Raw genomic sequence first — 7,228 nt, forward strand, 5'->3', positions numbered from 1 at the left:
GTCGGCGATGCGCGCCACACTGGTGCCGTCCTCGTATGCGGTGTGTTCGGCGTAGAGATTGTTGTGGCAGCAGAAGATCACCGGCAGCTTCCAGATTCCGGCGAGATTGCAGGCTTCGTGGAACGCGCCGATATTGCTGGCCCCGTCGCCGAAGTTCACCACGGTCACCTGGTCGGTGCCGCGCAGCCGCGCCGCCAGGGCCAGCCCCGCGCCGATGGGCAGTCCGCCGCCCACGATGCCGGTGGTGACCATGAGCCCGGACTCCGGGTGCGTGATGTGCATCGGCCCGCCCTTGCCTTTGCACATCCCGGTGGCCTTGCCCATGAATTCGGCCCAGAGTTCGCGCAGCGGAACACCTTTGGCGAGCTGATCGTGCAACCCCCGGTAGGTGGTGACGACATGGTCGTCCGGCCGCAGCAGTGTGCCCACGGACGCGGAGACGATCTCCTGGCCGCGCGGCGAGTAGTACTGCGCGCTGACCTGTCCGGCCAGCACCAGCGACCGGAACTTCTCGTCACACAGTTTGATTCGGGTGGCCTTGCGGAAGATCCGGATCAGTTCGTCTCGACCGATCTCGGCGGGAATGTCGGTGTCCAACACGATGACCTATCTATTAGTTGGTCCGATAATTAATTGATAGCACGGGGCGCGATCGCCCGTCCAGTGCCGATTCGGGTCATTTCGCCAGGTACGCGTCCAGATCCTGATGGAACTGCCGAATCCGGACCTCCTGGTAATCCGCCAGGGTCACACCGGGTTTCGTCATGGCCTTCAGACCGCGCTGCACCAGCGGCAGATTCGACAGGTCCTGATTGAACACCGGAACCAGCCCGCCCAGTTCCGGTGCGGCGCTGAAGTCCTCGTCCGGACCCAACCAGTGGATCGGACCGGCCTTGGGTTTGGGCACACCCGGCGGGAGCGGCGCGAGCAACATGATGTCGAACACGCAGCGATCCGGATCGTTGCCGTAGGGCCGGAAGCGGTAGGTCAGCGGTGCGCCGACACCCGCCCACGGGCACATGTTCGGGAAGACGAAATATTGGATGGCGTCCACGATCTCGCTGTCGCTGACCCCGGACAGATCCGCCCCGGAGCGCTCCACCAGGCGCTGCCGCAGCGCCTCGGCCACGATCGGCCGCGCCGACTCACCGTCGGGGACGTGAATGGCCCCGATGCCCTCGGGGTAGAAGTCGCGGAACATGGCCTCCAGCACATCCTGGGGCTCCAGCGGTTCCAGATGCGGGCTGGTGGTGGCCTGCGGGGTGATCATCCGATTGAAGCCGGGCTGCCCGTCGGACCCACGGTAGACGTCGTACTGGGTATTGCTGTCGCCCAGGTATTCCAGCAGTTGCGGGTGGGTCGAGATGACATGGTAGGACTCGATGAACGCTTCCAGAGCGACCTTCCAGTTGCAGTCGATCACCTTGGCGACGTGCACCGCCTTGAACCGCTCCTCCAGCTTGAAATACGCGAAGTGTTTCTCGACCTCGCCCAGATAGGTGTGCAGCGAGACCGCGTCGGGATCCGGATTGACGAAGACATATCCCGCCCACACATCGGTCTTCGCCTGCGGCAGTGCGAATTTCGCATCCTCCACGTGGGGGAAGTCCCAGCGGCTGGGCACCTCGGCGAGCGCCCCGTCCAGCCCCCAGGTGAAACCGTGGAACGGACAGCGCAGCTGTTCCGCGTGACCGTTGTCGTCGCACAGCCGGGTGCCCCGGTGCAGGCACGCGTTGTGATACGCCCTGATCTCGCCGTCCCGGGTGCGCACCACGATCAGGGAGATATCGGCGATGTCGTAGACGATGTAGTCGCCGGGCGCGGGGATGTCCTCCTCCCGGCAGGCCAGCTGCCAGACCTTCTTCCACACCTTCTCCACCTCGAGCCGGTGGAAGTCCGCGGAGAGGTAGCGCTCCTTGTCGATGTCCTCCGACCCCAGGTATTCGTAGGACTCCTCGAGCAGCGGGGGCGGCACCTCCCGGGTGTCACCGGACAACAGGCTCTGCACACTGGGCCCGGGTGAGCGGGCCTCGCCCGGTGCGAGCTCGCGGCCGTCGCGAAGGTCGGTCATGACATCCTCCAACCAGAGTGAATTACATTGCGGGAGAGAAGGTGACGGATGGCGCTCATGGTGCCGCCGTCAGCTGTTCGACATAGCGCTGCGCGGCCATGCCGATGAAGGCCGACCCATTGCTGGTCCAGCCGCCGTCGACGTAGAGCACCTGCCCGGTGATATAGCTCGCGGCCGGGGAGATCAGGAACCCGACCGCGGCGGCGATGTCCTCCGGCGTGCCGAGCCGTCCCAGCGGCATGGCCGCACCGATGGCCCGTTGCAGACCGGGATCGCCGAATTCGGCCCGGGTGCCCTCGGTGAGGACCAACCCCGGCCCCACCGCGTTCACCCGGATCCCGCGCGGTGCGTACTCGGTGGCCATCTGCTTGGTGAGGGCGACGATGGCGGCCTTGGACGCGGGGTACATGCCACGCCCCGGTCCCGACATCTCGGCCAGCACGGAGGTGAGGTTCACGATCGCCCCGCCGTGCGCCGGGAAGTTCGCCACGCAGGCTCGGGCCACCAACCAGCTACCGATCACATTGGTGCGCAGCACCGCGTCGACATCGGTCAGGGTGGAGTCGTCGAGGGTGTGCGAGCGCCAGATCCGGCATTGTTGACCAGCACGTCCAGCGGACCGACCGTGGCGGCCAACTCCCCGACCGCCTGCTCGTCGGAGATATCGCAGTCGAGCGCCGTCCCGCCGATCTCGGCGGCGGTGGCCGCCGCCGCGGCCTTGTCGAGGTCGACGGCAACAACCTGGAATCCGTTGTCCGCCAGCTGTTTCGCGATGGCGCGGCCGATTCCGTTGCCCGCACCCGTCACCAGGGCCTTCGACATGCCCCACCTCCGTTCTCGGCGACCGCGCTGCGCGACCCCCGCTTGTCTATGACACGGATCACTATTATATTGGCCAATTAATTAGTCAAGACCCGGCCCACCCGCCTGTTTTCTGTGGGGGGCAACATCTTTGGAGGCGGCTTTGACCGATACCTCGCCCTGCTCCGCTCCCGCGTTCGATCCCCTGGATCCGCAGACACTGCAATGCCCGTATCCCTGGCACCGCGCCCTGCGCCGGGAGGCGCCGGTGCACTTCGTGGCGAGCCGGGGCATGTGGTTCGTGACCTCGCGCGAGCTGGTCGCCACGGCGCTGGCCGATCACGAGGTGTTCTCGTCGAACTTCGGTCTGCCGCAGCTGCCCCCGCCCGAGTCCATCAAGGAGGAACTCGAGCGGATCCAGGCACAGGGGTGGCCCGCGGTGCCGACGCTGCTCACCGCCGATCCGCCGGAGCATCACTACTACCGACGCATGCTGGCCAAGGCGTTCACGCCCCGGTTCATCGCACGCCTGGAGCCGCGCATCCGCGAGATCGCCCGCGAGCTGGCCGAGGGACTACCCGACGGCACGCCGGTGGAGTTCGTGAAAGCCGTTGCGGCACCACTGCCCCTGCGGGTCATCGCCCATGTGCTGAATGTGCCCGACGACCGGATCGACGATTTCAAACGCTGGTCGGATCAGTTCACCGCGACGGTGGGCGCGGAACTCGACGACGGCGGACGTCTGGAGCAGGCCCGCGGTCTGCTGGAGTATCAGCGCTTCTTCGCCGCCGAACTCGACGACCGGCGCGCGCATCCGCGCGACGACCTGCTGAGCGGACTGGTCCACGCGCCCAGCGCCGCCGACGGTGACGAACCGCTGAGCACGGCCGCCTGCCTGAGCATCATCCAGCAGTTGCTCATCGCCGGGAACGAGACCTCGACCAAACTGCTGACCGGAGTGTTCGAACAGATCGCGCACGCGCCCCGGTGGTGGGAGTGGCTGCGCGCGGACCCCACCGCGCATGCCGCACCCCTCATCGAGGAGGGGCTGCGCTTCCTCGCCCCCGTGCAGAGCATGTTCCGCATCACCAAGACCGAGGCGACGCTGGGCGGCTACACCATCCCGGCCGGGCAGCTGGTGGTGCTCGGTTTCGGCTCGGCCAGCCGAGACGAGGCCGCGTTCGAGCGGCCCGAGGAGTTCGACCCCGAACGGCCGGATGTCAGGTCGCACCTGGCCTTCGGCGCCGGTATCCACGCCTGCCTGGGCGCGCCGCTGGCCCGGCTGGAATCCCGGATCATGGTCGAGGAGCTGGCGGCGCGCTTCGGCGCGGTGGAATTCGGCCCGGACAACGATTTCGAGTACGAACCCAGCTTCATGCTGCGCGGCCTGAAGCGCCTCTCGCTGATCTTCCGGGCGCAGGGCACACCCGCCACCGACCGCCCGGTATCCGCCACGGCCGAACGGTAGGCCCGGCGATGACCACCACCGCTCCCCCACCCCCACCCGATGCGGCCTCGGCGCGCGCCGAGGTGGTGCGGTGGTCCCGGGGTTATGCGAACCGCCATCCCCTCGCCGCGCTGCGCACGGTCGGCGGGCAGTTCGTACTCGGGGTGCGCGCCTGCCAATATCTGATGTCCGATATCGCGCGTCGCCGGTTCCCGTTCGGCGAGTTCGTCGAACAGGCGACCTTCATGGCACGCACGGCGGTGGTGCCGACCCTATTCGTCACGGTGCCCATCGCGGTGACGCTGTCCATCCAATTCGGTTTGCTGGCCGGGCAACTCGGGGCGACCTCGCTGGCCGGGGCCGCCAATGGGCTTGCGGTCATCCGGCAGGGCGCGCCGATGGTCGCCGCCATTCTGATGGCGGCGGCCGTGGGGTCTGCCATCAGCGCCGATCTGGGGTCGCGGACCATTCGGGAGGAGACCGCGGCCATGGAGGTCATGGGGGTGTCGGTGATCCGGCGGCTGGTGGTGCCGCGCCTGGCCGCCGCGGTGGTGGTGGCCGTCGCACTGACCGGATTCACCTGTTTCATCGGCTTTCTGGCCGGATACGCCTTCACGGTCACCCTCCAGGGCGGCACCCCGGGTAGTTACACCGCCACATTCGCCTCCTTCGCCACGGTCGACGATCTGGTACTGACCTTGCTCAAGGCGATGGTGTTCGGGGTGATCGTGGCGGTGGTGTCGTGCTACAAGGGGCTCGACGCCCGGCACGGCGCATCGGGGGTGGCGAACGCGGTCAATGCCGCCGTGGTGCAGTCGATTCTGCTGCTCATGCTGGTCAATGTGCTGATGAGCCAGATGTATCTGATCCTGTTCCCGCGGGCGGGATTCTGATCATGGCGACCGGCTACACCATCGCCGGAACGCGCCCGCTGGTGGCGGGGGCCGGTTTCGGCCGTCACCACCTGGCGCGCGTCGGCCACATGGTGGCCTTCTTCTTCCGTGCCATCGCGGGCATACCGATTGTGCTGCAACGGTATTCGCGTGAGTTCCTGCGGCTGCTCTCCGATGTGACCTGGGGCAACGGTTCCATCGTGGTGGGCGGCGGCACCGCGGGCGTGGTGCTGGTGGTGGGTGGCGCGACGGGCGCGATCGTGGGCATCGAGGGCTACAACGCGCTGCAACTGCTCGGCCTGGGTCCGGCCACCGGGCTCATCACTTCCCTCGCCGCGGTGCGGGAGCTGGCCCCGCTCATGGCGGCGCTGGCCTTCGGCATCCAGGCGGGCTGCCGCTTCACCGCGCAGTTGGGGGCCATGCGGATCGCCGAGGAGATCGACGCCCTGGAATCGGTGGCCATCCGCCCGATTCCGTATCTGGTGACCACGCGGGTACTGGCCTCGGCGCTGGCCATCCTGCCGCTGTTCGTCGCCTGCCTGGCGCTGAACTTCCTGGCCTGCCAACTCGTCGTCTTCCTCGCCAGCGGGCAGGGCACCGGTACCTATCTGCACTACTTCGCGCTCATGCTCAGCGGGCGCGACATCGTCTTCGCGGTGATCAAGGTGTGTGTCTTCGTGGCGGTCATGTCCACCATCCAGTGCTACTACGGCTTCTACGCCACCGGTGGCCCGCGCGGGGTCGGCATCGCGGCGGGGCGGGCCATGCGCGCCAGCATCACCATCATGGCCGTGCTGAACATGCTGCTGACCATGGCGTTCTGGGGCATCGACGCGGGCGGACGACTGGGGGGTTAGGCACGACATGGGAAACAGGACACGGGGCAATGCGTTCGAACTGGACGGCCGGGGGCCGTCCACCCGGCTACTGCTGGCGACCGGGGTGGTCTTCCTGGTGATCTGCGTGGTCGCGACCCAGCTGCTGCTGGCGAAATCCCGGGGCGATCTGGATCGCAGGGTCACGGTGACCGCGCTGCTCGGGAGTGTCGGCGACGGTCTGCCGGAGAAATCCGATGTGAAGTTCCGAGGGGTGCTGGTCGGCATGGTCCGGGGCGTCACCCCGGCACGCGGCGATTCGCCCAATATCGTGACCATCGACCTGAAACCCGAACACGCGCGGCGGATTCCGAGCACCGTCACGGCACGCATCGTGCCGAGCAACGCCTTCGCCGTCTCCTCGGTGCAACTGGTGGACAACGACGGCGGGCCGTCCCAAGGAGACGACGGCGGGCCGTCCCATGAAAACGCCGTCGGGCCGTCCCATGAAAACGCCGTCGGGCGGCCGCTCACGGACGGTGCGACCATCGCCGAGGACCGTACGCTGCCGACGCAACTGTTTCAGACCACCCTGGTCAAGGTGCGGGAACTGCTGCGCGCCGTCGGCCGCGACGACAGCGACCGCTCCCTGGGTCTCATCCGCACTCTCGCCGATGCCACGGCCGGCAAGGGCGCGACGTTGACCGCCACCGTGGACGGGCTCAATCGGGTGGTCGACGAGATGAACCGGCTCAGCACCGAGGACACCGGCCCGAGCACCCTGCGCACCTGGGAGCGGGCCATCGCGACCTTGGCGGAGACCGCACCGGATCTGGTGGACGCGCTGCACAGCACGGTCGCGCCCCTGCGGACCGTCGCCGAGAAGCAGGAGGAACTGGCGGCGCTGCTGCTGGGCACCGGCGACACCCTCGGCACCGTCGGCACCGCCATGGACAATCACGCCGACCAGCTGGTGAACATCACCGCCCAGCTCACCCCGGTGGTGGGGGTGCTGGCCGACGACGCCGGCGAATTCCCGGCCATCATGCTGCGGTTGAACAGTGTGGTCGACACCTTCTTCCGGGAGCTGTGGACGCGCACCGGAGAGAAGCTGACCTTCACCTTCAAACTGGTGGTGTCGCTGACCCCGCTGCGGCTGTATGTGCGGGCCGACTGCCCGGTGTACGGCGAATTGCGTGGC

8 protein-coding genes are annotated in these 7,228 nt (G+C 67.5%); 4 read left to right on the forward strand and 4 right to left on the reverse strand.

Annotated elements, in window-relative coordinates:
• From QK444_RS29055 to QK444_RS36520, 4 genes are all read right to left on the reverse strand, one after another.
• Positions 1–600, reverse strand: a 600-nt coding sequence (locus QK444_RS29055; RefSeq protein WP_282785319.1) for a thiamine pyrophosphate-dependent dehydrogenase E1 component subunit alpha, incomplete at its 3' end; no start/stop codon positions are given.
• A gap of 76 nt (positions 601–676) precedes the next feature.
• Positions 677–2,071, reverse strand: a complete 1,395-nt coding sequence (locus QK444_RS29060) for an aromatic ring-hydroxylating dioxygenase subunit alpha (RefSeq protein ID WP_282785320.1) — start codon at positions 2,069–2,071, stop codon at positions 677–679.
• A 55-nt stretch (positions 2,072–2,126) separates the two neighbouring features.
• Complete coding sequence (locus QK444_RS36515; protein WP_349239548.1) at positions 2,127–2,609, reverse strand: SDR family oxidoreductase; 483 nt, start codon at positions 2,607–2,609, stop codon at positions 2,127–2,129.
• A 14-nt stretch (positions 2,610–2,623) separates the two neighbouring features.
• Positions 2,624–2,893, reverse strand: coding sequence for an SDR family NAD(P)-dependent oxidoreductase (locus QK444_RS36520; RefSeq protein ID WP_349239549.1), 270 nt, complete (start codon positions 2,891–2,893; stop codon positions 2,624–2,626).
• A 142-nt stretch (positions 2,894–3,035) separates the two neighbouring features.
• Here QK444_RS36520 and QK444_RS29070 point away from each other — a divergent pair, with 142 nt between their 5' ends.
• From QK444_RS29070 to QK444_RS29085, 4 genes are all read left to right on the forward strand, one after another.
• Positions 3,036–4,340: a cytochrome P450 gene (locus QK444_RS29070; protein ID WP_282785321.1), complete on the forward strand. Its 1,305-nt coding sequence runs from the start codon at positions 3,036–3,038 to the stop codon at positions 4,338–4,340.
• A gap of 8 nt (positions 4,341–4,348) precedes the next feature.
• Positions 4,349–5,212 (forward strand): ABC transporter permease, encoded by an 864-nt coding sequence (locus QK444_RS29075; protein WP_282785322.1) that lies wholly within the window; start codon positions 4,349–4,351, stop codon positions 5,210–5,212.
• An 89-nt stretch (positions 5,213–5,301) separates the two neighbouring features.
• Positions 5,302–6,069 (forward strand): ABC transporter permease, encoded by a 768-nt coding sequence (locus QK444_RS29080; RefSeq protein WP_282785324.1) that lies wholly within the window; start codon positions 5,302–5,304, stop codon positions 6,067–6,069.
• Between the two features lie 7 nt (positions 6,070–6,076).
• The coding region (locus QK444_RS29085) for an MCE family protein (RefSeq protein ID WP_282785323.1) at positions 6,077–7,228 on the forward strand (1,152 nt) is incomplete at its 3' end.

The sequence above is a fragment of the Nocardia sp. CC201C genome (assembly GCF_030010695.1).
In the GTDB taxonomy this organism is placed as follows: Bacteria; Actinomycetota; Actinomycetes; order Mycobacteriales; family Mycobacteriaceae; genus Nocardia; species Nocardia otitidiscaviarum.

Coding starts and splice junctions, on each gene's coding strand:
- QK444_RS29080 (WP_282785324.1), top strand. CDS start 5,302: ATGGTGGCCTTCTTCTTCCGTGCCATCGCGGGCATACCGATTGTGCTG.
- QK444_RS29060 (WP_282785320.1), bottom strand. CDS start 2,071: ATGACCGACCTTCGCGACGGCCGCGAGCTCGCACCGGGCGAGGCCCGC.
- QK444_RS29075 (WP_282785322.1), top strand. CDS start 4,349: ATGACCACCACCGCTCCCCCACCCCCACCCGATGCGGCCTCGGCGCGC.
- QK444_RS36520 (WP_349239549.1), bottom strand. CDS start 2,893: ATGTCGAAGGCCCTGGTGACGGGTGCGGGCAACGGAATCGGCCGCGCC.